25 protein-coding genes are annotated in these 25,696 nt (G+C 42.1%); 2 read left to right on the top strand and 23 right to left on the bottom strand.

Translation table 11 applies throughout. The features are described 5' to 3' along the window. Nucleotides 1–108 precede the first annotated feature (108 nt). From rpsQ to rplC, 10 genes are read right to left on the bottom strand one after another with little or no spacing between them, the layout of a single operon-like run. Nucleotides 109–354, bottom strand: coding sequence for a 30S ribosomal protein S17 (gene rpsQ, locus BN3769_RS01885; protein ID WP_068466982.1), 246 nt, complete (start codon nt 352–354; stop codon nt 109–111). An 8-nt stretch (nt 355–362) separates the two neighbouring features. Further along, nucleotides 363–578: a 50S ribosomal protein L29 gene (gene rpmC / locus BN3769_RS01890; RefSeq protein WP_068466983.1), complete on the bottom strand. Its 216-nt coding sequence runs from the start codon at nt 576–578 to the stop codon at nt 363–365. A 6-nt stretch (nt 579–584) separates the two neighbouring features. Beyond that, nucleotides 585–1,004 carry a 50S ribosomal protein L16 gene (gene rplP / locus BN3769_RS01895; protein WP_068466985.1) on the bottom strand — a complete coding sequence of 140 codons (420 nt, stop codon included), beginning with the start codon at nt 1,002–1,004 and terminating at the stop codon, nt 585–587. A gap of 2 nt (nt 1,005–1,006) precedes the next feature. Next, nucleotides 1,007–1,651, bottom strand: a complete 645-nt coding sequence (gene rpsC, locus BN3769_RS01900; protein WP_068466987.1) for a 30S ribosomal protein S3 — start codon at nt 1,649–1,651, stop codon at nt 1,007–1,009. An 11-nt stretch (nt 1,652–1,662) separates the two neighbouring features. Next, nucleotides 1,663–1,998, bottom strand: coding sequence for a 50S ribosomal protein L22 (rplV, locus tag BN3769_RS01905; protein ID WP_068466989.1), 336 nt, complete (start codon nt 1,996–1,998; stop codon nt 1,663–1,665). 11 nt (nt 1,999–2,009) lie between these two features. After that, complete coding sequence (gene rpsS, locus BN3769_RS01910; protein ID WP_068466991.1) at nt 2,010–2,273, bottom strand: 30S ribosomal protein S19; 264 nt, start codon at nt 2,271–2,273, stop codon at nt 2,010–2,012. A gap of 2 nt (nt 2,274–2,275) precedes the next feature. Then, a complete protein-coding gene (gene rplB / locus BN3769_RS01915) occupies nt 2,276–3,121 on the bottom strand; it encodes a 50S ribosomal protein L2 (protein ID WP_068466993.1) in 846 nt (281 codons plus the stop codon). Between the two features lie 17 nt (nt 3,122–3,138). Beyond that, nucleotides 3,139–3,474, bottom strand: a complete 336-nt coding sequence (gene rplW, locus BN3769_RS01920) for a 50S ribosomal protein L23 (protein WP_068466995.1) — start codon at nt 3,472–3,474, stop codon at nt 3,139–3,141. Between the two features lie 13 nt (nt 3,475–3,487). Continuing rightward, complete coding sequence (gene rplD, locus BN3769_RS01925) at nt 3,488–4,171, bottom strand: 50S ribosomal protein L4 (protein WP_068466997.1); 684 nt, start codon at nt 4,169–4,171, stop codon at nt 3,488–3,490. Between the two features lie 22 nt (nt 4,172–4,193). Continuing rightward, nucleotides 4,194–4,868 (bottom strand): 50S ribosomal protein L3, encoded by a 675-nt coding sequence (rplC, locus tag BN3769_RS01930; RefSeq protein WP_068466999.1) that lies wholly within the window; start codon nt 4,866–4,868, stop codon nt 4,194–4,196. A gap of 686 nt (nt 4,869–5,554) precedes the next feature. Between rplC and BN3769_RS01935 the strand changes: the two genes are divergently transcribed. Further along, a complete protein-coding gene (locus BN3769_RS01935; RefSeq protein WP_068467001.1) occupies nt 5,555–7,639 on the top strand; it encodes a RasGEF domain-containing protein in 2,085 nt (694 codons plus the stop codon). 604 nt (nt 7,640–8,243) lie between these two features. Beyond that, entirely contained in the window at nt 8,244–9,917 is a 1,674-nt protein-coding gene (locus tag BN3769_RS01940) for a RasGEF domain-containing protein (protein ID WP_068467003.1), read from the top strand. A gap of 138 nt (nt 9,918–10,055) precedes the next feature. Here BN3769_RS01940 and BN3769_RS01945 read toward each other — a convergent pair whose 3' ends face one another. The 13 genes from BN3769_RS01945 to BN3769_RS02010 form a co-directional block, all read right to left on the bottom strand. After that, complete coding sequence (locus BN3769_RS01945) at nt 10,056–10,613, bottom strand: SLBB domain-containing protein (protein WP_068467006.1); 558 nt, start codon at nt 10,611–10,613, stop codon at nt 10,056–10,058. 75 nt (nt 10,614–10,688) lie between these two features. Further along, on the bottom strand, nt 10,689–11,699 hold the full coding sequence (locus BN3769_RS01950; RefSeq protein ID WP_068467008.1) for a hypothetical protein: 1,011 nt from the start codon (nt 11,697–11,699) through the stop codon (nt 10,689–10,691). A gap of 552 nt (nt 11,700–12,251) precedes the next feature. Beyond that, nucleotides 12,252–13,166, bottom strand: a complete 915-nt coding sequence (locus BN3769_RS01960) for a hypothetical protein (RefSeq protein ID WP_068467011.1) — start codon at nt 13,164–13,166, stop codon at nt 12,252–12,254. A gap of 44 nt (nt 13,167–13,210) precedes the next feature. Beyond that, complete coding sequence (locus tag BN3769_RS01965; protein WP_068467014.1) at nt 13,211–14,281, bottom strand: hypothetical protein; 1,071 nt, start codon at nt 14,279–14,281, stop codon at nt 13,211–13,213. Between the two features lie 282 nt (nt 14,282–14,563). Continuing rightward, nucleotides 14,564–15,280: a hypothetical protein gene (locus BN3769_RS01970; RefSeq protein WP_068467017.1), complete on the bottom strand. Its 717-nt coding sequence runs from the start codon at nt 15,278–15,280 to the stop codon at nt 14,564–14,566. Nucleotides 15,281–15,301: 21 nt separating this feature from the next. After that, nucleotides 15,302–16,279 carry a hypothetical protein gene (locus tag BN3769_RS01975; RefSeq protein WP_068467019.1) on the bottom strand — a complete coding sequence of 326 codons (978 nt, stop codon included), beginning with the start codon at nt 16,277–16,279 and terminating at the stop codon, nt 15,302–15,304. A gap of 529 nt (nt 16,280–16,808) precedes the next feature. Continuing rightward, nucleotides 16,809–17,762, bottom strand: coding sequence for a methionyl-tRNA formyltransferase (fmt, locus tag BN3769_RS01980; protein ID WP_068467020.1), 954 nt, complete (start codon nt 17,760–17,762; stop codon nt 16,809–16,811). A 7-nt stretch (nt 17,763–17,769) separates the two neighbouring features. Next, complete coding sequence (lpxA, locus tag BN3769_RS01985) at nt 17,770–18,639, bottom strand: acyl-ACP--UDP-N-acetylglucosamine O-acyltransferase (RefSeq protein WP_068467022.1); 870 nt, start codon at nt 18,637–18,639, stop codon at nt 17,770–17,772. A gap of 39 nt (nt 18,640–18,678) precedes the next feature. Beyond that, nucleotides 18,679–19,143, bottom strand: coding sequence for a 3-hydroxyacyl-ACP dehydratase FabZ (fabZ, locus tag BN3769_RS01990; RefSeq protein ID WP_068467024.1), 465 nt, complete (start codon nt 19,141–19,143; stop codon nt 18,679–18,681). Further along, on the bottom strand, nt 19,143–19,997 hold the full coding sequence (lpxC, locus tag BN3769_RS01995; protein WP_195155535.1) for a UDP-3-O-acyl-N-acetylglucosamine deacetylase: 855 nt from the start codon (nt 19,995–19,997) through the stop codon (nt 19,143–19,145). The genes fabZ and lpxC overlap by 1 nt, the downstream gene beginning before the upstream one ends. Nucleotides 19,998–20,162: 165 nt before the next feature. Next, complete coding sequence (gene lnt / locus BN3769_RS02000) at nt 20,163–21,845, bottom strand: apolipoprotein N-acyltransferase (RefSeq protein ID WP_068467028.1); 1,683 nt, start codon at nt 21,843–21,845, stop codon at nt 20,163–20,165. 170 nt (nt 21,846–22,015) lie between these two features. Then, the gene (locus BN3769_RS02005) at nt 22,016–23,017 is read right to left on the bottom strand and encodes a hypothetical protein (protein ID WP_068467030.1); all 1,002 of its coding nucleotides are present in this window, start codon (nt 23,015–23,017) and stop codon (nt 22,016–22,018) included. Between the two features lie 243 nt (nt 23,018–23,260). Further along, complete coding sequence (locus BN3769_RS02010) at nt 23,261–25,672, bottom strand: D-alanine--D-alanine ligase family protein (protein ID WP_068467031.1); 2,412 nt, start codon at nt 25,670–25,672, stop codon at nt 23,261–23,263. Between the last annotated feature and the right edge of the window lie 24 nt (nt 25,673–25,696).

The following is a 25,696-nucleotide window of genomic DNA, read 5'->3' on the forward strand; positions in this document are numbered from 1 at the left end:
CCAACTAGAGAGACGAGGCCGATACATAGATAGAACTTCTCTCTTCTTTGGCAATCTAGCTAAGATTACTTGTACACCTGTGGATTGACATTCATAGGGATATTCCCCCTACGCAACAACACGCCAACGCTTTAATTTTGATAAAGGACGTGTTTCCATAATTTTAACTTCGTCGCCAATTTGCAAAGGAGCTGATTCATTATGAGCGTAATATTTCTTGCCGCGTGTAACGACTTTGCCATATTTAGGATGGCGAAATGTACGCTCTACTTTTACAACAACAGTCTTTTGCATTTTATTGGATACAACGACGCCTTTTTTAACTTTACGGCTTCCTCTTCCTTCTTGCTCCATGATCATCCTCAACGTGTCTGATTTTGGTTATGGCTACGCTTTTCTGCCATCACCGTTAACAACCGAGCAATGTCTTTGCGCGCGTGCTTAATCTCGTGTGGCTTCTCTCTCTTTTTTTGAGAACGAAATTGGTTGTTGAGCTCAAACAGTTTTCTGCAAGACTCGTGATAGGTCGCTTCAAGTTCTTCTAAACTTTGATCTCTCAAATCTTTTGCTTTATACATATTTCCTCAAACTTGTTCTACGCGTTCAACAAACCGTGTCTTTAGCCCCAGTTTGGCTGCTGCGCGACGTAAAGCGCTTTGAGCCATTTCTTTTGGCACGTTAGCAACTTCGAAAAGGACTCTTCCAGGTCTCACGACAGCGACCCAGTGATCGACTGCGCCTTTTCCTTTACCCATTCGCACTTCAGCAGGCTTCTTTGTAATAGGCTTGTCCGGGAAAACACGGATCCAGACCTTACCGCGCCTTTGGAAGAAACGGTTAATAGCCACGCGGCATGCTTCGATTTGTTGGTTGGTAATCCAGCCTCTTTCTAAGACTTGAATTCCGTATTCGCCGAAGTGAACAAAATTGGCCCCTTTGCTTAATCCAGCAAATTGCCCTTTTTGCATCTTACGATGCTTGGTCCGTTTTGGCATTAAAGGCATGTTTAGGCCTCCTTCTTCACTAAGTTATCTTCACCGCGGTAGATCCAAACTTTTACGCCTATGCTTCCATAGGTCGTTTCAGCGCGGCCTGTCGCATAATCAATATCAGCACGAAGTGTATGAAGAGGCGTGCTTCCTTCTTTATACCATTCGGTACGAGCAATTTCAGCACCGCCAATTCGGCCAGATAATTGCACCTTAATTCCGAATGCGCCAGCATCAAGCGATGATTGCATCGCTTTCTTCATTGCTCTTCGGAAAGGAATACGTCTTTCTAGCTGCTTCGCTATGCTATCTGCTACAATTTTAGCATCGACATCAGGACGCTTGACTTCTTCAACGGCGACCCAGACTTCTTTGCCTGTTAACTTACTTAGTTCAGCTTTTAATACATCGATTTCAGCGCCTTTCTTTCCAATCACAAGACCTGGACGCGCCGTAACAATCGTGACTTCAATTTTACCGCTCATTCGCTTAATCTTAATCGCAGAAACACCGATCATAGCAGGTTTCTTTAGCAAGTAAGCGCGGATCATTTGATCTTCGATGAGCAGATCTCCAAATTCTTTTTTATTCGCAAACCACTTGGAGCGCCAATCACGTGTACGAACAAGGCGGAAACTTATTGGGTTGACTTTCTGTCCCATTCCATGACTCCTTAAAGATTGCTTACAACAACTGTAAAGTGGCTTGTTCTTTTCATAATAGGATGACGGCCACCACGATTTTTAGGCTTTGCCCTTTTTAACGTAGGACCTGCATCTACACGCACTTCAACAACTTTGAGATTTTCACGTCTCATATCTAATTGAGTTTCCGCATTAGCCACAGCGCTATCCAACGTCTTCTTCAGTAAACGTCCAGCTCTTAGATTGCTAAACATCAATTGGACCGAAGCTTCTGGAACGGATAGGCCACGGATTAATCCAGCTGCCAAGCGGGCTTTGCGAGGACTAATGCGTATATATTTGCTTATAGCTTTAGCATAATTCATCTTAGCAACCTTTACTTCTTAATTGGATGTCCTTTAAATGTACGAGTGGGAGAAAATTCACCCAAACGATGGCCAACCATGTTATCTGTGACAAATACAGTGAGATGCTTGCGGCCATTATGCACTTCAAACGTATGTCCGACCATATCAGGAGTAATCATTGAACGTCTTGACCACGTTTTGATCGGCTTCTTTGTTCCGTCCTTATTTTGATTATCTACTTTCTTTTGCAGATGATGATCAACAAAAGGACCTTTTTTCAGTGATCTTGCCATACCTACTTCTTCCTTCGACGTTTCACGATAAGCTTGTTAGACTTCTTATTGGATCTTGTGACAAGTCCTTTTGTATAAAGACCCCAAGGCGTTTGCGGTGTGTTACCCTTGTGCTTACCTTCACCACCACCGTGAGGGTGGTCAACAGGGTTCATCGCTGTACCACGAACAGTAGGACGTACCCCTTTCCAGCGCATACGGCCAGCTTTTCCTTCAACGCGCAAGTTGCGCTCAGGATTAGACACTGCTCCGAATGTGGCACGGCAATTTTCATTGATCATGCGCACTTCGCCGGATGGCATACGAATTGTCGCGTATCCGCCGCTACGAGCCATCAACTGAGCAGATAAGCCAGCTGAGCGAACAAGCTTGCCTCCACGTCCTGGATAAAGCTCGATATTATTGATAACAGAACCGAGCGGCATGAATTTCAGCTTCATGCAGCAGCCAACATGAAAAGGAGGCTCATCGCTTGTCTGCACAACATCTCCTGCCTTTAAACCTTGAGGAGCTAAAATATAGCGCTTCTCGCCATCAGCATAGTTTAACAAGGCAATGTAAGCTGTACGGTTAGGATCGTATTCGATTGAGGCAACTTTCGCTGGAATATTCTCTTTATCGCGTTTGAAGTCGATAATACGATAGTGCTGCTTATGTCCCCCACCTTTATGGCGGCAAGTAATATGGCCATTGTTGTTACGCCCATTAGTACGTCTTTTTGGTAATAAGAGCGATTTCGTAGGCTCAACGGTGGCTCGTGAATTTTCACCGACACGCGTCAATTGCTCATGCGTTGGCAATACGAGCTGACGGGTTCCGGGTGTAATGGGTCGATATTTTTTAAACATCTACTCTCAAGCTCCTATTATACATTATCTAGGCTATCGCCAGCGCGAAGCGTGACAATGGCTTTTTTAAAAGCATTCTTGAAACCAGGTCTGCCACGGACGCGTCTTGCTTTAGCCTTGACATTGATGGTATTGACGGCTACAACCTTGACGTCTTCATTTTTGTAAATTTCTTCTACCGCTTGCGCAATTTCTTCTTTATTGGCCGAACGGTCGACGATAAATACATATTTTGGAGACTCGCATCGCTTAAGTGAGCGGTTGCTTTCAGCTGTCTTTAATCTTTGCAGCATCATAGACTTTTCAGTCACATATTGATGCTTGATGACTTGGTATGGACTTTTTCTTGTCATGAATCTTACTCCCTTAACTCAACCACTGGTTCAATTCATTCAGCGCTGATTCTGTCAATACAATTTCACGGGCAATCATGACATCGTAACCGCTAATATTGCAGGCTAACATGAAATCTGCACGGGGCAAATTGCGCATGCTTTTGATAAAGTTGTCGTGCTTGTCTGAACTGACGCTTACACGCTGCACTTTTCCTTCCGTTTCAATTTCTGCATAAGCACCTTCTCCCAGAAACAGTATACGCCCTCTCATTTCTTGACCTTTCAAGAACTGAGCAATTGTTTGTGTCTTAGGAGCATCCATAGCAGTGTCATCAATAAGCCACACTTTATTTTCTCTTAGCTTTTCAGCTATAAGAAAACGAATGGCAGCTTTACGTTCTTTTTTATTGATGCGAACATGCTGATCAAACTTAGGCTTTGGGCCAAACACACGTCCACCACCTCTAAATTGAGGACCAACAAGCGAACCGTGACGCGCACGTCCTTGACCTTTCTGGGGGTGAGGTTTTTTTGTCGTATGTTTAACTTCAGAGCGAGTTTTTGTATTGGCTGACCATTGTCTAGCATTGGCTCTCAGCGCAATAATATAGTCTTTCACCATCTGGCTGTTAGCTTCAGCATTGATCAGTTCCTCATTAATGGTGACCTGACCAACTTCTTTACCAGCGAGATTGTACTTTTTAAGTGTAGCCACAATTCAACTCCACAAGATCTTGTTACTTATGACTCTTCTTCGGCATTTTCTTCTTGGCTTGAGTAATATAAACTAAGCCATTGCGAGGGCCAGGCACTTGGCCTTTTACCACGATAACATGATTTTCAGGATCAACCTTAACAACGCGAAGATTTTGAACGGTTATCCTTTCATTTCCCATTTGACCAGCTTTTTTCCCACCTGGCAACGCACGACCTGGTGTTGAACGCATCCCTGTTGATCCCGCATGTCTATGTGTTGGACCTGTACCGTGGGAAGCTGGCATCCCTCTGAAGTTATGGCGTTTCATGACCCCTTGGTAGCCCTTTCCTTTTGAAATCGCTGTCGCATCGACAAATTCGATATCATTAAAAAGATCTACGCCAATTTCTTGGCCTAATGCATACCCTTCGGTTGAATCTAGTCTTGATTCCACTAAGAAACGTCGAGACTCTACCCCAGCTTTTTTAAAGTGTCCTAACTGAGGCTTTTTGGTTCTCGCTTCAATTGTCTGCTGCGTTTTACCTGTCACTTTATCAAAACCAAGCTGTAGAGCTACATACCCATCTGTCTCTTCGTTTTTGATCTGAGTGACAACGTTTGGCTCAGCTTGGATCACAGTGCACACGACTACATTGCCTTTTTCATCAAAAAGCTGAATCATGCCACGCTTTTTACCCATCATTGTAAGCGCCATATAATCAATCCTTAATCAAATTAATGATCCGCTATTTTCAACAAACTAAGAGCTTGCTGTTAATTTAAATAAACATAAATTGCGGCTCCGCTGCATGTGGCCAGTTACGCATGCAATACGTTCTCACCAGGGCTAACGAAGCAATTTTGAGTGAATCAGCGATCTTTTGGAAAGCTAAACAGCGAGATTAGCAAAAGATTGTATTTTCTTACAAGCTAAATTCTGATTTATTTTACCGAAGGGCTGTTTTCTGTCTATTTTTCCAACTCTCATTTATTAAATGAGTAAAAAATAGCCCTATTGCAAAAAGGCGGAAGTCGTCTCATTTTCCTCTTCCTTTTTTCCCTGTCATCTCTTTCTAAAATGCAGAATTCCCCTTAACAATTTATTTTATTTAATAAGACTGTATTAAAACCGCTAATGACCTATTCAAGTTATTTTTCTCTCGCTTTCTAGGAAGAAAACAACCTCAAATATCGATTATTATGGGTTTTAATACACCCTCTTAAGGGATAAAACAATCTCAAACATCGATTGTTAATAGATGTTAATCCCCCTTAAATAAAGCTCTTCTAGCATTATATTTTTATTTTACTTAAAAATAAAGGATTGTTTTCAAAAGTTAAGTTATATTGACCGTTTCTAAAAATAAATTTACGCATCCACTAATAACGAGGAGGAAAGTGATGGTTTATTGCTTGAATAATTCCCCTGAATTTCTTTTCAAAGAAGGGGTCAAAGAAGAGGGTGCCGATAAAAAAGAGATTCCTCTTCCGACAGGAGAGATTTCTTCTTCATTTACGCCCAAGTTAAGGGGGCGCCGGATTAGCGGCAAAAAAGGCAAGCGGTTAGATGAGTCGGACCAAAAGATCATTTCTTTCCAGAAACAGTATTCACAAAGAAAAGATGTGATTCCTTATTCTTCCCCTTTTCCCTACCGACAATCTATTCCTCGCTTATTTTTATTTCTTAGGCATCCCTTTATGCGGAATCCCGAGTTGATCCAAACTTTACTCAATCAACAGCTACTAAACGCAGGTAGGGCAACATCTCGAAAAGAAAACATCCGCCATGCGGACAAAGAGCCGGAATTAGATGTCCGCTCTTTAACAAAAGCAGCGGCGGCTAGCAAAAAGAGCTCTTCTAAAGTCATTCGGGCTTTAACCGCTCCTTCGTCCGACGCGCCTGAGCAGCCCACGCAATCTTTATCCTTATTGACTAGCTCCCAGTCAAAGATTAAGGAAATGGCGGCCGCCTCGACGGAGCAAAAAAAGCAGTATTTTGTTTCTCTTATCCTCGATTCATTACTGACTAAATCCAATCTACGCTTTATGGAGAAATTCATTCAGCCATTCCTTCACGTTTATCCTCAGCTCAACTACATCCTCTTCCAATCGCTTCTTGAACGCCTTCAAGATTCAAACTGTCCCAATAAAGAACTTTTACCCTCTTTTGCCATGAGAGCATTAAAAGGTACGCGCTTTGATCAATTATTAGCCTATCAACCGGCATTAGAACAAATCGTCAAGCACGACCGCACCTTTGATCCATTCATTGCCAGCTTAAGGACAAATTCCGATGCGTTGAAACTGTTAGCCCTTATCGAAAACCATCCTAAAGAAAGGCGAAAAGCCACTTTGATCCACCCTACCTTAACGTCCACTTCTGGTTTAATCGAGCTCATTTGCCAAATTTATCGGCAAACAGCTAGCAATCAACAAAAAGAACTTTTACTGCAAATAGCCTCTGATTTATTTGATTTTTCTTTGGATTATCCTTTTTCTTCAGAACAAGCGGAGTCTCTTTACGATTTAGCCATTAAAGAATTGACAGAAGCCCCGGCAGACCTACCCCTCAAGCTTAAACAGGCTTGCCAACAATTGTTAAATCGAAGCCACTTTGCTTTATCAGTTGAGTATAAGCCTTGTCTTATCTTTTCCGAGAAAACAAAACCTTTTCAAGATTTAAAGAAGATAGTAGAGAAAAATGCTTATAAGAAAAGCCATCTTGAAAAGCTCGCCCTAGATTTTAAAAGATATATAGGACAAGCATTTGGACAAATCCGCCTCTTGGAACTAAAAGACGAAGAGTGGAGAAAAAATCCCGATAAAACACCTGGATATCTCTTTTATATACAATGCATGCAGTCCATTACAGATTTGGCAATCTTCCATATTTTGAGCTCGCCAAACGCTAAAAAACGGGCCACATGGTGCAATTTTTATATTAGAGTAGCAAAGTATTCTCTAAAAATAGGCGATTTAACCTCTGCAATGGCCCTTCTGGGCGCATTTAATCACAACAGTATTTTACGCTTATCATTAACCTGGAGCGAGGTTTCCTCGTCAGCCGTTGCCGATAAAGACAAATTGGAATCTCTTTTTGACGCTACAAAGAACAGCACTACCCTGCGAACCTATATGCGAAAATGGCTTGAGAAACATAAATCCAAAAAGCCTGAATCGTGTTTAATTCCCTTTCTTGGACTTTCTCAAAAAGATCTCACTTTTATTGAAGACGGCAATCCTACCTATTTGGCAGACGGCCACTTTAACACAGAAAAGCTGGAACTCCAAGGCACGTGCTATGCCTTCCTTCATCACTGTCTACAAGACGTGCGCAATCAAGCAGCTGGTTTATGGCTCCATCCCTATCATTATAATTTATCCTCTGCTTTTGAAAATTTACCTACAAATAAAAGGGAAGATCTTGAAGAGGCTTTTTATCAACTCTCTTTAAAACGCGAAAACTCCCCGCCTAAAAATTCGTAAACGCCTTTCCTATAGCAAAGACATCGTCTTAGCGGACCCAAAGGCCATCTTTGAATCCCGCTAAGCGGATGGATTAAAATCGCTAATAATCTAGATTCGCTTCCTAAGGGAAAAGAATGCGAATCTAGGTTATTATGGGCTTTAATATACCTTCTAAGAGGGCGTATCAAAATTCAGAGTGTCTTATAAAAATGCCCCGGAGCTGCTTTTAACAAAAGGATGAGGGACGATTTTGAAAAGATAGCCTAATCCAACGCTTTCTTTAAACTACTTTTCATTTGAATAGTTTGCCCGCATATTTCAATGTCTGAATTTTAATATTTTTTATCAAATTTAATTATTGACATGAATTTGAATTCAAATAAGAACAGAAAAGTGTTTATTTTTTATAAAACTCCAGAATATAATTAAAACATTTAACGCAATTGTTAAAACTTAATGAAATTTAAAAAATAAAGTTTACTTTTAATTAATACCTGTTATGTATTGAGCAAAGGACAGTTTATCTTCCTTAATATCCATTCAGGTCTATTCAAATGTATTAATTCAAAATACTAAAATTAATCTCATTTCGATAATTAGTTAATAATAAAGGAGAGAACAAATGAATAATACTAGGTTAGGCGCCCTTTTGCCTTATACCCCAAGGCAGGGAGAAGAGGCGAAATCTTCGAAAGCGGATCGCCAGAATCGAAGATTAAATGGACGCAGCATTGCTCTTATTGGAAGCACGCTAGACGATTCTAAGCAGAAGACGGAATCTATTCAAAAAGAGCGTCTATCTCGGGCTAACCAGCTGATATCTCCCCCTTCTTCTCCAAGACGCCGCTTTATGAATCATCAAGATTCCCTTAAGCTTGTTTCGCGCCCCTCTATCTCTCCACGGACAGCGAAAGAGGTATTTAATCTAGAAACAACTCTGAAAGGCGAAAAAGAAGCGGATTCATTAAAAATCCAGGGCGGACAAAATTCCTCAGGCCCCTCCTCTTACAGATTGTCCCTTTCTACCAATTCCTATGAAGTCGCTCCTTCTCTAAGCCTGGAAGACAGCCTTTCTTTAAGTACGCAAGCTGAGCTCCCCTCTCCCCTTGCCCCCCCTCAGAACCGTGATATTTTGCAACTCCTTGCTTATATCGAAAACCATCCCGAAGAGCGATTAGCGGTCCTTTTTGTCCATCCTTGGCTGACTTCTACCGAAACTTTGGTAGAGACCATTTGCCAGACCTATCAGCAAACAACTAGCAGCCAGCAAAAGTGTCTTTTGCTTCAAATTGCCGCCGATCTATTAGACCACTCCTTTGATTATCCTCTCTCTTCAGAAGCCGAGGATCAGCTTCATGGCTTAGCCTTGATAGAACTAGAAGGAACTCAAGAAACAGATCCCAAGGTATTGGAAGCTTGCGAGACTCTATTAACCAAAACGCGCTCTGATTTACCTCTTGTCCAAGCGCCTTTCTTCCATTTTTCTAGAATAACGAAGCCTTTTGGAAAGTTAGAGAGTAAAGTAGAATCGAATAAGTATAAAAAGCGACACCTTAAAAGATTGGCATGCGACTTTAAAAAGTATACAGGACAAACATTTAGCCAAATTCGCTTATCGGAGCTAGTAGACGGAAAATGGAACAAAAAGCCTAATGAAACGCCAGGTTTTACTTTTTATAAGCAAACGATGGAATCCATTATCTATTTAGCCGTTTCCCATATCGTAAGCGCTAAAAACGCAACCAAACGAGCCAGATGGTGCAGCTTTTATATCCAGTTAGCTAAGGAATCGCTAAAAATAGGAGATCTTACTACTGCTTTGGCTATTGACGCCGCCCTCAATCAAGTCAGCGTTTCCCGTTTGAAAACCACGTGGAATAAAGTCCCCGCTCCGATTAAAAATGAGAAAAAAGAGCTTGATACTTTATTTGACACAAAATTGAATTATGGAGAATTGCGAAAATATATACGGGCATGGCTAGCCAATCACAAGGATAAAACCGCCGAATCTTGTCTAGTTCCCTTTGTCGGCCTTTTCCAAAGAGACATTACTTTTCTTAATGATGGCAATCCCACTCACTTACAAGATGGGCAACTCAATGAAGAAAAGATCGAGCTATTCGAAAGCAACTATCGTCTATTTTATGAAAATCAGCAGGAGATGCGCAAGCAAGCCAATGACTTGTGGCGAAAGCCTTACTACTATAACTTTTGTGCTGCTTTAGAAAGCCTGCCAGACGATCCTGAAGAGATATTCTATCAGCTTTCTGTAAAGAACGAAAAAGTGCGTTCTTAAGCCAAAAAGCTGCGCCTATGCGGCTTTATTATTTGTTGTTTTCATGCCATTGGCAGCGGCAATAACCTCTGCCAATGGCCCTCAGCCCTTTGCTCCCTACCAAGAACTCAAATCCATGCTCGTCAAATAACAAAAAAATTATATTTCTATCGTTTCAATAGTTTTATTCTTTGAGCCTTTCTTTGGCTTTTTTGCCTTGATCGTCGGCACATTAATGGTCTCTTGGTCTTTTAAACGCCTAGCCTTTTTCATCTTTTCCTTATCGGCATCAGGTGAAAAATCTATCTTATCGACGAGATCTTTAAGTTGCGTTCCTTTCTTTACCTGCAAGATCATGTTTTGGTTGACTGCCCCTTCCACATAAATTGTTAACCACTCTTGAAGAGGTATGTGGATGCTTTGCCCATCCCTTAACTTGCCAGTGGGCTTTAATTGACTTAAATCGGCGTCGGAAAGAGGGGCACAAAGCTCAAGCAACTCTTTTAATTTCGCCCCCTTTTTCAATTCATATTCACCCGGACGCGCAACAGCCCCTTTCACGCTTACTTGAATGGTTTGCGAGCTCAGCTCATGAACCGAATGGACAGGAGGCAACTCTGCTTTATTTTTGATCAATGTCAAAAAAGAGAGTAGGATTAAAGCCATAATCAGCAGACAGATGATCAACCATTCATGAAAGGGCAGATGGGGCTTCATGCAGCTAAACTTGGTTTAATGTTGTCTCTTTAGCAATTCATTTATTAAGGCATATCCCTTACAGAATTTGGTCGATCAATCTTGTTCCAATAAGCGTACCTGGGGCCGATAGACAATACTAAAAACACCAATAGACTTGGCTATAAATGTCAATCCGATGATCACGGGAAGCCTAGCTTGGCACAAAATGGCAAAGTTAAAAACAAATTCTGCAGCAGAAACGGCCAAACTCCATTTGGCTCGCATGCGCGTCACTCTTCCAAGATTGGATTCGCACAAGCAACGGGCGGCCTCTAAAAAACCCAATAAAAATCCCAAACATAGTCCGACCCGGATCCAGTCATCAAGCTTTTGATTGGGCACCCAGCTGAAAAGGCGAAACTGCCCTAACCAATTGGCTTGCCGAGATAAATTAATGATATTCCACTCTTGTAAAAATGCCGGAATGCAAAGCGTGTCAACCACCATAAAAGTCGCATTTGTCAAGGTTTCCAACCAGGAGTCTTCTTTTTGGATAATTTGCAAGCCGGCTAAATCAATAAGCGAAACATCCCATGTCACACGTGGCTGTAAGCGAAGTTCTTCAACCAACCAGGTATAGAGAGCTTGTTTGAAAACGGCTGAATCCTGATAGGCCCAGTCATTTTCATGCATTTGATCGAGAAGGCCGCTTAAGCAGTCTTGAGCAAAAACCCGCACCTGTGGATCTTGCCTTCTTCCATCTGCAAGAATGCTGCCTTGATTCCAATTCCTGCATAAGACATCTTCCAAGACATCCAGTGTTCGGCCCTCATCAATTTTATCGGAATCCAAGGTATTGAAAAGGTGATAGGGGATTTTTAAAAATCCATAAAAATCCAAAGCATTAGCCGTATCTAAGACGCGGACAAGATCAGGCAAGTAATGCTTGCCGGTGTAATAGTTGATCCCTTGAAGAATGGAAAGGGCGACTAGGCAAATGCGCTGAAATCCCTCTGGATCACTTCTTACCTTATTCAATGCAGTCACCACTTCTGCTAATGATTGCTTCGCAGATGAATAAAAAGACGATAGGCAAGCTAAAGTGGAATGGCAATCCACCGACATGAGGGCTCCTTTATTTATGCGGTGTAAAAAACAAGCTGGTATTCTGACAAGCATAGGCAATAAAATCAACAGAAAGAGGGTCTAGTATCACTTTTAGATCGCTTGTCAGATGAAATAGCGGTTAAAAATTCCAGATAGAATTGCTAACCGCCTAAATTCAAATTTTTTATAGCCATGCAGCAACGCGAATGAGCGAACTGTATAGGTTTAACATTTCCCGTTCCCTCGCACTGCAATTTGTTTGAGAATAATTTCAGAAAGTTTTAATCAGAAGATAAAGGTCTGCTGGCTCAGCTGGATCGACTGATCTAGTCAGCTACTCTTGGGGCATCAGGTTTGTGAAGTCTTTTCATTCTATCCTCCTGCCGATCTATGAAGAATTTGAACAAGCCGGCATTTTGGCAAGAATCGGCAAATAAATCAACAAAAAGCACTCTAGATGCTTTTTGAGAGGATTTAACAGGTATAGAACATTCAAGATGAGAAAGAAGTGGCCAAACCTGATGGATAAAGGCTTTATCCATCAGGCTAACAAGAAATAAAAAGTCCCGCTTATGCAGCTGGAGCAGCTGACCGGGATGGATGGGCAAACCTTTCCGTTCTTTTCTTATGACGATCGATAAAGAATTTGACCAGGCTAGCGCTTTGCGTTGTGACATCTACAACCGCAAACCACAGCGTCTTGCTACTTGTACGACCGAAAGTAATCAAGATCATTTTACCCGTGCTGCCGGCAAATTTCAGTAAGACTTCTAGTTTTAGTTCACCCCAAAGAGTTTGCAAACGTTTTCCGGATTCAGCCCTAGCGACCTTTCTAATAATTCCATTATCGCCTAAGAGTAGACGGTAATTTTCAATCCCTGAAGCGATAAAAATGAAAAAGTCTTTGGGCGAACTGCATAGATTACCTACAACGGGGATTTCTTCAACGCGTTTGCCTAAGAAAGATACCTGATAAGAGCCAATTTTGGTTGCCAAATTCGAGAAGGTTGAAAAATTAAAGATGTATTTATGAACAAACTTACCTGCATCCAACGTATTGGCGATTGCATACAACACCTTAATGATATCCGGCCTTTGAAAGTAGGTTTCTTTAATAGGCTTACCTTGCGCATCGAGTATGACATTTCCCGTTTCATCGACTTTATTGCGCTGAGCGATAAAATCTGCAGCCGAACCAATAAACTTAGAAGCATAAATCAATTCCTTATGGCCTTCTAAGGCAGCTACAAAATCTTTAAGAAGATTGCCTAGCGAAAAGACTATTGTAGAAAATTTAGCGACAGCAATCGCCTCTTTAGTCCATTTGTCAAAACCATCAAAAGTCAAATCATACACATCATAGGCGCAATTTGCCCCTAACTCTCCTAAATAAAGCACACCTTTCTTCGTTTCTGTAGCGACAAAACCCATTCCTCTATTAAAGGGAGAAGCAATACTATGAATACTGCCAACTAAACTAGTCATTTGAATCCTCATCTCTCGTTAACATTTCTAAATTTAATTTTCTATTAAGCAGCCGCTGCAGCCTCAAAATAATTCGGACGAGGACGGCGGACAATGGCGTAAATGCCTATCGTTTTTGCAACAATGCATGCTACACTAAGGAATCCAACCGAAAAGTTTGTCTTCCCGATATGGTTCAAATAACCGGCTCCTTGGAAAACGATCTCAGCTACAGAATTAATAGCATCCCATTTTGCCTTAGCTTTGAGTTTTGAGGTTAATTTTTCATCTGATAGTTTGCGTACCGCTTCGAACAGTTTAAGCGAGTAAGCCAAGCAGACGCCTGCTCTCACCCAAGTCTCCAAACCTTGATTGCGCACCCATCCAAACACGCGGAATTGTCCAATTTGATTCGCTAATTTTGGCGTATCAATAAGATTCCATCCTTGTGGATTCATGTAGAGAAAGAAACAACCCACATCGACGGCGTCCCACGTCCAATTTGTCAGTCTTTCAGCTAATGGAATAGAGTTAAATTCGACAGGTACGTCCAAAATATCAATCGTACTCAAATCATAAGTCACCTCAATTGGATTTTCCCCTTCCCTTTCGATTAGCACCCTTTCTGTCCCTGCGCGTTGCATCCGTCTTTGTAAAACAACAAGGAGCTCCTGCGTATTGCGATACGCATCGTCATTACTGCCCATGCTCTCCAATTGCGCTTTCAAATGCTTATAAATAACAGAACGCAATCCAAGTGCATTTTCACTGTCCGGAGCAATTCCAAATACGGTTACCAATTTTGCTTCTAACGCATCCAACAGTTTATTTGCATTAATTCTATCTGCCGTAATAGGGAAGAACCAGCCGCGCGGCTTTTTAATGATACTATAAAAATCATGAAGATTCGCAGTTGACAGGATAAAAGAAAAACGGGACAGCACAGCCGTGTTGCGATACCAATTGGCATATTGAATAATCGCAAAAGCCACTTGGCAGACTTTTTGAAAAATTTCTGTATTATTTCTTAAGTCTTTTAATTTTAATACAATAGAATTTAAAGATTGCTGTGTCGTATAGGCGTAATCTAAAAAGGCACTGGAAACTGTTCCCAAGCCATTTCTAATAGTATTCATTTTTTACTCCTGACATATTTTGTGGGAAGTTGAGTCTGTCATATTAATCTAATAACTTTCAAGTAAATAAATTTGTAAAATTGTGATAGCGGAAAACAGTAATTAATGCAAAAGAAACGATATCAAAAAAACAAAATTCTTAATTATAACAAGAAAAGGAGCAAAGAAGAGAACTAGGCGTCAAAAAATATAGTAATAAATTTTTAAATAAGAATATGAATTAGTTTTATTTAAAGAATGGGTTAAAGACTGCTGCCGCATTCATGATAGCCTAGATTCAATTTATGAACCAGGCGGAGAAAGCGGAGGAGGCTTTGGGGCCGATCTAAGAAAGCGTACATAATTGCCGACGGCAATGGCCACATTTAAAGAAGCAATGAAAATAGGGGCTTGGACGCCAGCTACACCTAAGCCAAGGACGGTTAAACGCCCGACATAACAAGAGAAGAGAATGAGTTTATCTGCCGAAATGGCTCTTGCCCGTTGAGCTGGAGTCTTGGCTTGAAAATAAGCCATGGCCATTGTCCCCATGCCAAAGCTGCATTCTAAAATTTCCCATGTATTCATGGGATTATTGGCAATATAGGAAAAAAGCGAAGGACGAAAAGCGCTTTGAGCAGCCGCGCCAGTAGAACCGATGCTTTGGGCCATTTTAGCAAGCGAGCTAAAAGACGGCAAAATTTTGACTGCTTGCAAAAAACTGACTGTCGAGTAAAGAGAAGAAACTAGATCGAATACCTCGGAAATGCTGATTTTTTTGGATTTGATAATGCTGGCAACAGAAGGAATAAAAGAGACGCTTCCACAAAGATCCCGATAGCCGCACAAGCTAGAAAGCGCAGGAGCCACAATTCCCCCATATTGCGGAAAAATGGCCCTGGCTAATCGTAAAATGGCAATATTTAAACGCGTCCATCTTGTGTGTCCGCGTATGCTGGAAGTCGTCTTTCCGCCCCATTCGATGAGCTTTATACTGGCGTAATTGACGCATTCCAACATATTTTCTCTATTCCCAAGAAATTAGGGCTTTAAGAAAATGGCAACTAATCCTGTTCCTTTGGCAACAAGGGACAAACCAATGACAACAGGCGGATTGACAACAACGAGCAAAGGAACTGCCGTCGCTGTCAAATCTAATCCCGTCGTAACCAAATCCCAAATCGCTCGGGTTCTAACAAGACGGGCTTTCTTTAGAGCGTCTTCTGTTCCACCGCGATTAATGTCAAGCTGAGCTTGAACTAAGCGATAAGCCGCATCTCCGAGGCTAAATACTTGTCCTGCGCAAACGACGACGCCAAGCACTTGCTCTACGCCAAATTGAGCAACAAAAGCGAATACGCGTGTTTGCCCCCCTATCTGCGCAGCAATCTTTCCAGCCTCTGCCAGCATGGACTCACTGATGACTCCCCATTTCTTCAATGTCATGATAGCTCCAGCCGTATCGGTAATCGTAAAGCAGACAGCAGACAACACCTGCAGCGTCGGACGTGGCTTCTGTGTTACTTTCAATTGATTGGCAATCTGTTCAGCCTGTCCTGCCGTGCACCAATGATTTCTCAAGCTCTTCTGAAAAGCTTTGCGTACATCGCTTTCATTCAAATAGTTCTCCGACCCTTTTAAAACATCATTAAAAACATTAGTGGCGATCGTTTGCCGGCGATCTTCAGTAACAGTGCTCAAATGAGTTTTCAATGCGGCATTTAATGAAGCTCTTAAACGTTTCTCATCGATATTTGCTTTTGTCAGGGGATTAATCCAATACACAACCGTCTTAAATAAACCATAGAATTCAATAAGCTCAATCCCGCCTTTCATACTTCGGACAAGCTCTGGGCAGTGCGTCTTGTTATAAGCATAATCCAGTAAAGCAATTCCCTTGCTTGCTAATTGCAAAGCTTTTTTTCCAGCAGATGGATTAGAAATTGTCTTACTTGCTATTTGAAAAGCAACATTAGTACTTTGATCTACCATTGAATTAATTGAACTTATTAAGCCCATTATCCCCCCTTTATTATCTCTAAATTAAATTAAGAAATAACATTTTAACTAAAAAATATAATTAGATCAATAATAATTGTTTAAATTTAAATAAATTTAATTTAAAGATTTGTTAAACTCACAAAACAATTTCAAGATTAAATAATTAAACAAAGTAAGTAAATTAAGAATAAAGATTGTTTAAAACATCTTAAAATCGAAGATTTAAGAACTGAGTAAGGAAGAGTCTTTTCACGGATTTTGAGAAGATTTCTTAAAACCCTTCATTGCCTATATTTGAGATTATGTTTAGGTAATTGGATTAGCCACTCATTCAAATGAAATTTGAACGAGTGGGTGCATTCGAAAGAATAAGGATTCCCTTATTCTTTCGAACACAACTAAATTTAGCGTGCAGATCATCCTATTGCAGGTCATGGAAGTTTCTGAGAGGTGTCGTTGAATTGCTAATGGCCTAGATTCAAATGCTAAAAGCTCACGCATTCAATGGCTTAATGCCTCAATTTGCGTTATTTATGGTTTGTGGAAGTCAGCTGGTAAAAACCAGGCATTGCCGGGGAATGCCTCTTGTCAATTCCTCCGATGTCATGACTTTCTTACCTTCCAACTGAACCTCTAAAAGTTCCAAGGCTTGATCACCCGTTGCCACCAGTAGATTGGATTTGGTTTGATTGAGATTAAGAATGGAGCCCGGTTTTTCCTGGCCTGAAAAGGCCACGATTTTAGTGCGATTAATTTTTAATCGCTTCTTCTCTCCGCGAATTTCCACATAACACCAGGCGCCAGGATGGGGATTGACTCCACGGACGAGGTTATGCAAGCGCTGGGCAGGCTGTTCCCAACGAATTTCGCAATCCTCAAGCTCAATTTTGGGTGCAAAAGTTACCTGCGAAGGATCTTGAGGTGTACGCGAAGGCTGGCCGCATTCAAACTCGCGAATGACAGTCAGCAAGGCATGCTTGCCCGCTTCGCAAAGCTGGCTTTCCAGTTCGCCATAAGTCATATCCGGGTCAATGGGAACGTCAACTTTGGCGATCATATCGCCTGCATCCATTTTTTTGACCATATGCATGATGGTGGCGCCAGATACCGTTTCGCCTTCCATAATGGCGCGTTGAATGGGGGCCGCTCCCCTATATTTGGGCAATAAGCTTGCATGCAGGTTGATGCAAGCCAAACGCGGCATATCCAATAAGTGCTGCTTGATGATCTCGCCGTAAGCCACGACGACAAACAAATCTGCCTGATAAGGCTTGAGTACATCGGCAAAATCAGGCGCGGAGACAAGCTCAGGTTGGTAAATAGGCAAAGAAGGATGATGGGCCTGGGCAACAAGCTTAACGGGAGTCGGAACTGGCGATCCGGAGCGACCTTTGGGACGATCGGGTTTAGATACAACAGCAACAATTTCAATTCCTTGTTGCAAGAGAAAATCTAAAACCTGGGCAGCAAAAGGCGGCGTCCCAAAAAAAATCACTTTCATGTCAGGCCTATTTCTTAGCTTTTAAAGCTAATAAAAGATTAAGATCTGGCTCCTCTTCTTCCATTTGAGGCAGCTCTTCTTCTGCTCCTTGCAGTCCCATCAATCCGCGGCGGGTTTGGCGGCAGAATTGAATGAAGTGCTGGATTTCAGGCAAAGGCTTTAATTCTTGCTCGATATAATTTAAAGCTTCATTGATATGAAGCTGGGAACGATAAAGCAGCTTAAAAGCTTTACTAAGCTCCTGGCGGGTCTCTAAAGGAAAGCCATGGCGTTTCAATCCAATAATGTTCAATCCCCCGAATTTGTAGGGAATTCCCGCTCCAATCGTATAAGGAGGAATATCATGAGTGACACGGCTCATTCCCCCGACCATTGCATACCGGCCGATGCGCACGAATTGGTGAATAGGCGTCATGCCTCCGATAACGGCGCAATCCTCTACAATGACATGTCCGGCTAGGGTGGCATTATTGCTCATGATTACCCGATTGCCCACTACACAATTATGAGCGATATGGCAATAGGCCATAATCAGACAATTATCCCCTACCTCAACGACCGATCCTTCTTGGCAAGAAGAATTAATGGTGACAAATTCTCGAATATCGCAATTTTTGCCAATTTTGACGAAAGTCTTTTCGCCTTTATATTTCAAATCTTGTGTTTTCGTCCCAATACTGGCAGACGGATAGATTGTTGTGCCCGCTCCAATGGTGGTATAACCATCGATATAAGCATGCGATTTAATGACCACATTATCTTCAATGACAACGTGGGGGGAATTAATGACAACATAAGGCTCGATAGTGACATTCTCTCCAAGCGTCACTCCTGGAGCGATAATAGCCGTAGGATGGATATGGTAAGACTTTTTCATGAAAGATCACTTGAATAAGGATGGTTCATTCTTTATAGCTTAAATTTGATTTTTATCCACAAAAACAAATCCGATTTCAGCTTCTGCTGCAATCTTGTCATTGACGAGCGCTTCTGCTTTAATGCGTCCTCCTTTACTGCTAAAATGGAGGCCTTGCCCGCGCAGGAGCAATACATCCCCCGGTTTAACCGGATGGCGGAACTTAGCTTGATTCACATTAAGCAAAATGGCAATTTTATCTCCTTGGCCTTTCAGGTGAACTAGGATGCCTCCAGCTTGGGCCAACGCTTCCAGTATCAACACGCCTGGCATAATGGGAGCTTGTGGAAAATGCCCCTGAAAGAATGCTTCATTAAATGTCACATTCTTCTGAGCTAAAATATATCCCTTATCGACATCCATTTCTAGAACACGGTCAACAAGCAAAAAGGGATAGCGATGGGGTAGAATGCTAAGAATTTGCTTAATATCAAATACCGGGGATTTGTCTGGAACTTGATCCATCAATGACTCTCCATCGTGATATGATTTAATAATTTTTTGGCAAAAGCAAAATTAGAGGCATGTCCGGATCGAATCGCAATAATATGGGCATGGAAGTCGAATCCGATAAGCGAGAGGTCGCCAATAAGATCTAGAATCTTATGTCGAGCCATTTCATCCGGGAAGAACAATCCTCCTTTACTGAGAATGACTTCGTCTTTAATGACGACGGCATTGTCCAAACTGCCCCCTTTAATCAATCCTTTATCCATCAGAGCCGAAATTTCCTTATAAAGCGAAAAAGTTCGACAAGGAGCAATCTCGTTTTTAAAATTCTCTGCATTGACTAAAGTCGAGTGAAATTGCCCGCGCAGGAAAGCGGAGCCTGGATAACTTAACGTATAGCTGATGCGATAGCCTTCATAAGGCAAGGCAACGATATGAATATCCCCCTCAGACCAAAAAACCGGTTGCTGGACTTTGACAATGGGAATTGTTTGCTCTTGCTCTCTTATACCCACCTTTTCAATCATTTCAACAAACACATCCGAACTACCATTGCCGACCGGAGGCTCAATGTTCGTAATTTCAATGCATAAATTATCAATTTGGTAGGCTTTAATTGCCGATAAGACATGCTCAACAGTATGGATGCGGATATCTTTAATCCCAATAGTCGTACTGCGCGATGTATCCTGCACATATTCGACGGTTGCTGGGATGATGGGCTGGCTAGGCAAGTCGACGCGTTTGAAAACGATGCCGGTCCCTTCTTTGGCCGGACAAAAACGAAGCCCGACTTCTTTTCCCGTATGAATGCCGATACCAGAAAAAGCGACTGCTTCTTTTAAAGTTCTTTGTCTGCGCACAATAATTTCTAATGCGGGATTAACTGTAACCACATCAGCCTTACGTTAAAGATAAGAGATAAATCTACACACTTAAGGACTATACCCTTGCCACAAAATTCAGAAAGAACATAGACCGAAGCGAGCATCTTAATGAACGATGGGGATTTTAAGCAAGTCTATTAAATTTTATCATCTTCGTTTCCAGTCAATTAATCCCCAAAGAAGCAAACATCCGCATACGCTCAAAATGAAGGCATCTCCCCATTTTGCGTAAAGGGTGGCATAATGATAAGCTGGAACATCCAAGCGAATGGAATCCGCCAAGCTTTGCAATTGAATGCGCTCTTCACCCAATGTCCCGATTGGACGACCCAAGCTATCAAGAGCCCCTGTAATTCCTGTATTGCAAGCACGCACTAAAGGAATGCCATTTTCTACCGTCCTTAGCCGCGCATGATCAAAATGCTGCTGAGGCAGACGTGAATTGGGATACCATCCATCATTGGTCAAATTAACCAGCAGTTCGGCCCCCTTTTGCCGGTTTTCACGCATTAAGTTGCCATACATTTCTTCATAGCAAATCGAAGTGCCAAAAGGAACAGGGCCGGCAAAAACTTTGGCTTCTTTGCCGCAAGTAAAAGAACCCGAAATGCCATACTGAGCGGCCAACTTGCGGCAAAAATCAAAAGGAATGTATTCTCCCATGGGGACCAAAACGCGCTTTTCATAGCGTTTGGCAGGCTGATTGCTGGGAGGAAAATGAAAAGCCGCGCTATAAGACTCATAGTGTTTAGCCTTTTCATCCACATATACGCTATCCTCTAATCCAATAACAATATGCGCTTTAAAAAGATTGGCAACTGCCTGTGCCAAAAAAGCATTGGAGGCCAACCATTGCGGTCCCCTATCTGTCTCTATATACGAAGCGTAAGGCTCTTCCAATGGAGGCAGAAACTGCAACACTTGAGAGCCAAAAAGGCTAGTCAATAATTCTTCGATTTCCTTTAAGGGAAAAACGGGATGATAAGTTCCATAGGGAACAACATATTCAGGGAGAACAATAAGGTCTATGGATTGGCCCAGCTGTTTTTGCGTTGTCGCCAAGATATGCATCCATTCATCCAATACAAACTGCCTAGCCTCTTCGGCGCTTTGAAAAACCATTTTTTCTTCAATAGGCAAAGCCGGTTGGACAAGCATAACCGATACAGTCGAGGGGTGCTGCCTCATGGCCTGTTCGTGAAAATGAAAATGAATGGCTCCTATTAAATAAGGCAGGCATGCCATTGCACTAGCAAATAAGACATCTTGCTTTAGGGAACCGTTTAGCCATATTCGCAAAACGAAGAGATTGGTCAGCATGACCCAAAAAGACAGGAAGTACATTCCCCCAAATGCAGCGAGCTGCAAAGGATATAAGGCGCCAGATAAAGCCAAACCCGTTGGATTAAAGGCTAGGCCGGATAAAATAAATAAGCGGGACCATTCAAGAAAAACCCACAAAGAGGCAATTCCTAGCAAACGGGGAAGCCGTTTAATGGCTGCAGGCTGGATGAACAATGCCAGCAGGCCAAACTGAGCCCCCATCAACCATGCGCAAAAAAAGAGGACGGCATAAATGTATAAGTAAGGATGCGAGGCAAACCAAGAGAGCTGGACCATTTGAACGGCCGCATACCATCCCATAGCCAAGCAAAAACGCTCGCGCTTGCGAGGGATAGCTAATAAGACTCTCCAAAAACAGGCAAAGCCTCCCACAGAAGCGATTAATCCAAGCCACCATACCCAAGCGGGCTGGCCAAAAGCGACTATAAAAAAAGAAGCGAGGAGCAAGGTGTATTTTTGGTAATTGGCTAATGAATAATCCTTCATGATCCTCTATGCTATAAATCTACAGAAAGTTTCAGGCTAAAATTGAGCATTAAACTTCTCATCTCAGACAGAAAAAAGCAAGCCATACTCACCGTAATTTTCTTGCTATATGCCAAATTGACAAATAATTTGTTTAAAAGAGAGCATTCTTAAAAAATTCCTTTCTTAATTTAAACCCTCTTCCCATTGAACATCCGATGCATCCCAGCTTTTTGCTCCAAGTCATTTTTAACGAATTCAAGCCAACTAATTTCTCTTTTTAAAGTTGAGATACGTTCATTGAGAGAGTAGATAACTTTTTGTTTGTGATCCAAATCATCTTTATATCTTTGACAGTGTTGTTTCGCATACAACCGATTTCTTTCCGCTTTATCTAATTGGGGCTGCTCTCCATTCTGACTTTTTCGGTTTAGATTTAAGCGATTGGACAAGAATTTTAATTCGCTCAAGACTAAAAAATTGTCCATATTATGGCTAAAAAGATCTTGAGAAAACTGATTAATTTTTTCGCTTATTTCCAATTGAGGAAAAGCTGGATTGACTACGTTTAACAAGCTTTGGCAATTTCCGACTAAGCAGGATTTTCTTAATTGCAAAGAAAGAAGGTCTTCGCAGGCTTGTTGTACTTCAGATCCCAACTGTTTAATGGTATCCTTTCTCCTTGCTCGCGAATGAGAAGCCGATGCCCTATTTTTCAGTAGCCTTTCTTCTTCTTTTAATGCGAGCGCGCTTTCCGATGAAATTTCACTCATTTTTTTTCTTTTTCTACCGGAAGGCTGCTCCGTCGAAATAGAGCTGTCTTTTTTTTCCTCAGACACTGTTGAATCCATGCCTGCTTCATTGAAAAAAATGGGATCTTGCCGATTCAAGATTAAAAGGGCGTCTTCTTTCTGTTCTTCGCCTCTCTTGGGCTCGCTTTTTACTAACGCCTCTACAGGGGTAGTAGGTTCGATAGATAGAACCGGTAAGCTCATGGAATCCGCATTGGATAAAGAATTAAATACCCCATTCGCAAAAACTCCAATTTCTTGCTGCAAAAATACGCCCTCTCCGGAATTCCCTGAATTGTCAATTTTTAAAAGGTCCTCTTCCGGAAAAGGAAAAGAAGCGGAATGAAGGGGATCTTGAAAAAAATAACAGGGAGCAATTTGTCCAATCGAAAAAGATTTCATAATTACCATCCCTTTAATTCAATTATTAAACAAAAAAAACAAATTAATCATACAAATCAGAAATAACTTCAAAGTAACACACGAATTTAATTCATTCAAACAAATCAAATTAATTTCATTAAACAATTTTTTTTTGCTTTCCTCTTAAATCTCCTTTCTTCAGGGGTAAGCAGGTATATTAACCTGAGAAACGACCGAAGATAGCAGCCATATTCACTCCCTATTGCCTCTTTAGGGAGAAAATCATCTCAAATTTAGGCTATTCTGCCTGTTGAGAAACTCTGTCAGGGGGTGTTGTTTATTCAACTTGGAAAAGATAATTTTTTCTAATAAAGCTAAAGGTGAGAGAGGCGGTTCTTCAGCTAGCCCCTGATGATAAATCACTGTTGAAGGGGTCAGACCGGGCAGGGTATTCGCCTCAATGAGAATGATTTTTTCAGTTAGGCGATTGAAGAAAATATCCAATCGAGCATAATTCTGGATGCCCAAAGCCTGGGCGGCCTTCTCAACCAGCCGTTTAATTTTATCTGTCGCTTCAAAAGAGATAAGCTCTTCGGGAGGCGGTGTCAAATTGACTCCGGTTCCCCCTTGGAATTTTTCTTCCAAGCTCAAAACAGCCCCTTCGGCAAGCGTAATGCTGGGATTGAGGGCATGGTAAAGTCCATTTTGTTCTAATACGCCAACCGTTAGTTCAATCCAGCCCTGTTTTGCCTTGTGTTGCAGGGAGTGTTGAGAAAGGTAAATAGCATCGGTTTCAATGTAGGGCTCTATGATGAAATCGCCATCTAAGGCTGATGGCATTTCAATGACTTCTTTTTGATTGGCAAATGAATGAGCCGGGATAAACGACAGGCCTTGCTGAATAACATGAATATAATAGGCCAAATCTTGGGCCGATTGAAGTAAAACAATGCCAGCCGAGCAGCCATCACAGCGAGGCTTGATAATCAAGGAAGAAGAGCCAAGTTCCTCAACTAATTGTTCCCATTGCCCATCAAGCGTTTCTTTCGAAAGGGAGGAAACAGACAGGCTTTTTTTGGGGATAGAGAGAATATCCGGATCGGCCAGTTGCCTGATGGCTTCCCCTGTTAAATATTTATCCATGCAAAGGGCAGAAGCCTTCGCATCTGAGCCATTGTAGGGAAGATGGTAGCGATCGAATTGGCGCTGCAACGTGCCGTTTTCTCCTTCTCCTCCATGCATAGCGATAAAGGCAAAGGCTTGATTCTCATTTGCGCGGCGCAAAAAAGCCTCCAAAGATAAACGCATGGGCAATGGCAAAGAAGAGGACTCTAGGCCAAGCCTTTGCTGGACCTCTCCTAAAAAGGACGGCATTTTTAAACTTCCCCTTTCGGCCGCCAAGCAATTCGCATAAATTTCTTCTACGGTATGATCCAAGGTATAGGCGTAAGGCAGTTCCCAAACGAACCCTTGTTTATCAAAGAGAAAGGGAGTGGGGGCATAAGCCGAAGAACGCAAAAGTTTAAGCCAAACATTTGTTCCGCTCATCAAGGAGACTTGCCTTTCTGCATTGCGGCTGCCAAATAAAACATAAACAGGTGAAAGATCTGCTTTATTTTCTTCGCCAAGAGGCGGAAGAGGCAGTCCGAACCGCCGGGACGCACAATGGACAATATGATATAAAGCCTGGCGATGCGTCATGCCAAGCATAGAAGCTTGGCGGAAAAAGAAGCTATTCTGTTCCAGCCCGCTGATAGGATTGATATCGGTAAAATAAAGAGAGCCATCAGGCATCACCCACCCATCCAAGCGGGCAAAATCGCGCATTTGAAAAAGTCTGAACAGACTTTCGGCCCGCCGGCGAATTTTTTGGAGAACAGCCTCTTCGAAACGAGCCGGAGTGTGATAAGCCGCTTGGTTAGTGGGAAGATATTTTTTTCGATAATCGAAGATTTGATGGTTGTCATAGCTCACCTCAATTTCTGTGGGAACCAAGGCCACAGGCTGACCGGACAGATCCTCGAATAAGACGACCGTAAATTCCCTTCCTTCACAAAAAGGCTCTAATAACGCCCTTTGAGCCAGCCCTTGATCGAATAGATAGAGAGCTTTTTCTAGCGCTTGCTGGGGATCCGCAACAGAGCAAACGCCAATGGAAGAGCCTCCGATTGCAGGCTTGACAATTGCTCTCTTTAAATTGTGCGCTTGGAAGAACGCTTTAATCTCGCTTAAGCAGATATGATCAGGGGAAAGCAAAAGAGAAGGCAATGTGGCAAATCCTTCCTTCTTCAATCTATTCGCAGCTGAATATTTGCAAAACATTTCTTGGCAGCTTTTACTGTCCGGCCCTATAAATCGCGCGCCTAATCCTTCTAAAATAGCTTGCAGCTGGCCGTCCTCACCAAAAGAGCCATGGATAAGGGGAAAAACCAAGTCAATTTGCTCAAATAATTGTGCCATTTCCTCTTGCCCCAAAGCTTTTGCTGTCTGGGCAAGCTTGAAATCAAAATCGGCAGGCGTATTGGAATAAAGCTGCGCTTGAGAAATGACATAAAAACGCCGCTGGCAATCGACATAAATGGGAACAATTTCAATTTCATCGCTGGATAAGTGATCTAAGACAGAACGGGCAGAATTTAAAGAGATTCCCCTTTCTCGCGAGGGTCCTCCACAGATGACAGCGATTTTAAACATGGCAGATAATTTTAAAGAGGTTGA

Origin of the sequence: Candidatus Protochlamydia phocaeensis (assembly GCF_001545115.1) — a bacterium.
Classification (GTDB): domain Bacteria; phylum Chlamydiota; class Chlamydiia; order Chlamydiales; family Parachlamydiaceae; genus Protochlamydia_A; species Protochlamydia_A phocaeensis.

Coding starts and splice junctions, on each gene's coding strand:
- rpsQ (WP_068466982.1), bottom strand. CDS start 354: ATGGAGCAAGAAGGAAGAGGAAGCCGTAAAGTTAAAAAAGGCGTCGTT.
- rpmC (WP_068466983.1), bottom strand. CDS start 578: ATGTATAAAGCAAAAGATTTGAGAGATCAAAGTTTAGAAGAACTTGAA.
- rplP (WP_068466985.1), bottom strand. CDS start 1,004: ATGCCTTTAATGCCAAAACGGACCAAGCATCGTAAGATGCAAAAAGGG.
- rpsC (WP_068466987.1), bottom strand. CDS start 1,651: ATGGGACAGAAAGTCAACCCAATAAGTTTCCGCCTTGTTCGTACACGT.
- rplV (WP_068466989.1), bottom strand. CDS start 1,998: ATGAATTATGCTAAAGCTATAAGCAAATATATACGCATTAGTCCTCGC.
- rpsS (WP_068466991.1), bottom strand. CDS start 2,273: ATGGCAAGATCACTGAAAAAAGGTCCTTTTGTTGATCATCATCTGCAA.
- rplB (WP_068466993.1), bottom strand. CDS start 3,121: ATGTTTAAAAAATATCGACCCATTACACCCGGAACCCGTCAGCTCGTA.
- rplW (WP_068466995.1), bottom strand. CDS start 3,474: ATGACAAGAAAAAGTCCATACCAAGTCATCAAGCATCAATATGTGACT.
- rplC (WP_068466999.1), bottom strand. CDS start 4,868: ATGGCGCTTACAATGATGGGTAAAAAGCGTGGCATGATTCAGCTTTTT.
- BN3769_RS01935 (WP_068467001.1), top strand. CDS start 5,555: ATGGTTTATTGCTTGAATAATTCCCCTGAATTTCTTTTCAAAGAAGGG.
- BN3769_RS01940 (WP_068467003.1), top strand. CDS start 8,244: ATGAATAATACTAGGTTAGGCGCCCTTTTGCCTTATACCCCAAGGCAG.
- BN3769_RS01945 (WP_068467006.1), bottom strand. CDS start 10,613: ATGAAGCCCCATCTGCCCTTTCATGAATGGTTGATCATCTGTCTGCTG.
- BN3769_RS01950 (WP_068467008.1), bottom strand. CDS start 11,699: ATGTCGGTGGATTGCCATTCCACTTTAGCTTGCCTATCGTCTTTTTAT.
- BN3769_RS01960 (WP_068467011.1), bottom strand. CDS start 13,166: ATGACTAGTTTAGTTGGCAGTATTCATAGTATTGCTTCTCCCTTTAAT.
- BN3769_RS01965 (WP_068467014.1), bottom strand. CDS start 14,281: ATGAATACTATTAGAAATGGCTTGGGAACAGTTTCCAGTGCCTTTTTA.
- BN3769_RS01970 (WP_068467017.1), bottom strand. CDS start 15,280: ATGTTGGAATGCGTCAATTACGCCAGTATAAAGCTCATCGAATGGGGC.
- BN3769_RS01975 (WP_068467019.1), bottom strand. CDS start 16,279: ATGGGCTTAATAAGTTCAATTAATTCAATGGTAGATCAAAGTACTAAT.
- fmt (WP_068467020.1), bottom strand. CDS start 17,762: ATGAAAGTGATTTTTTTTGGGACGCCGCCTTTTGCTGCCCAGGTTTTA.
- lpxA (WP_068467022.1), bottom strand. CDS start 18,639: ATGAAAAAGTCTTACCATATCCATCCTACGGCTATTATCGCTCCAGGA.
- fabZ (WP_068467024.1), bottom strand. CDS start 19,143: ATGGATCAAGTTCCAGACAAATCCCCGGTATTTGATATTAAGCAAATT.
- lnt (WP_068467028.1), bottom strand. CDS start 21,845: ATGAAGGATTATTCATTAGCCAATTACCAAAAATACACCTTGCTCCTC.
- BN3769_RS02005 (WP_068467030.1), bottom strand. CDS start 23,017: ATGAAATCTTTTTCGATTGGACAAATTGCTCCCTGTTATTTTTTTCAA.
- BN3769_RS02010 (WP_068467031.1), bottom strand. CDS start 25,672: ATGTTTAAAATCGCTGTCATCTGTGGAGGACCCTCGCGAGAAAGGGGA.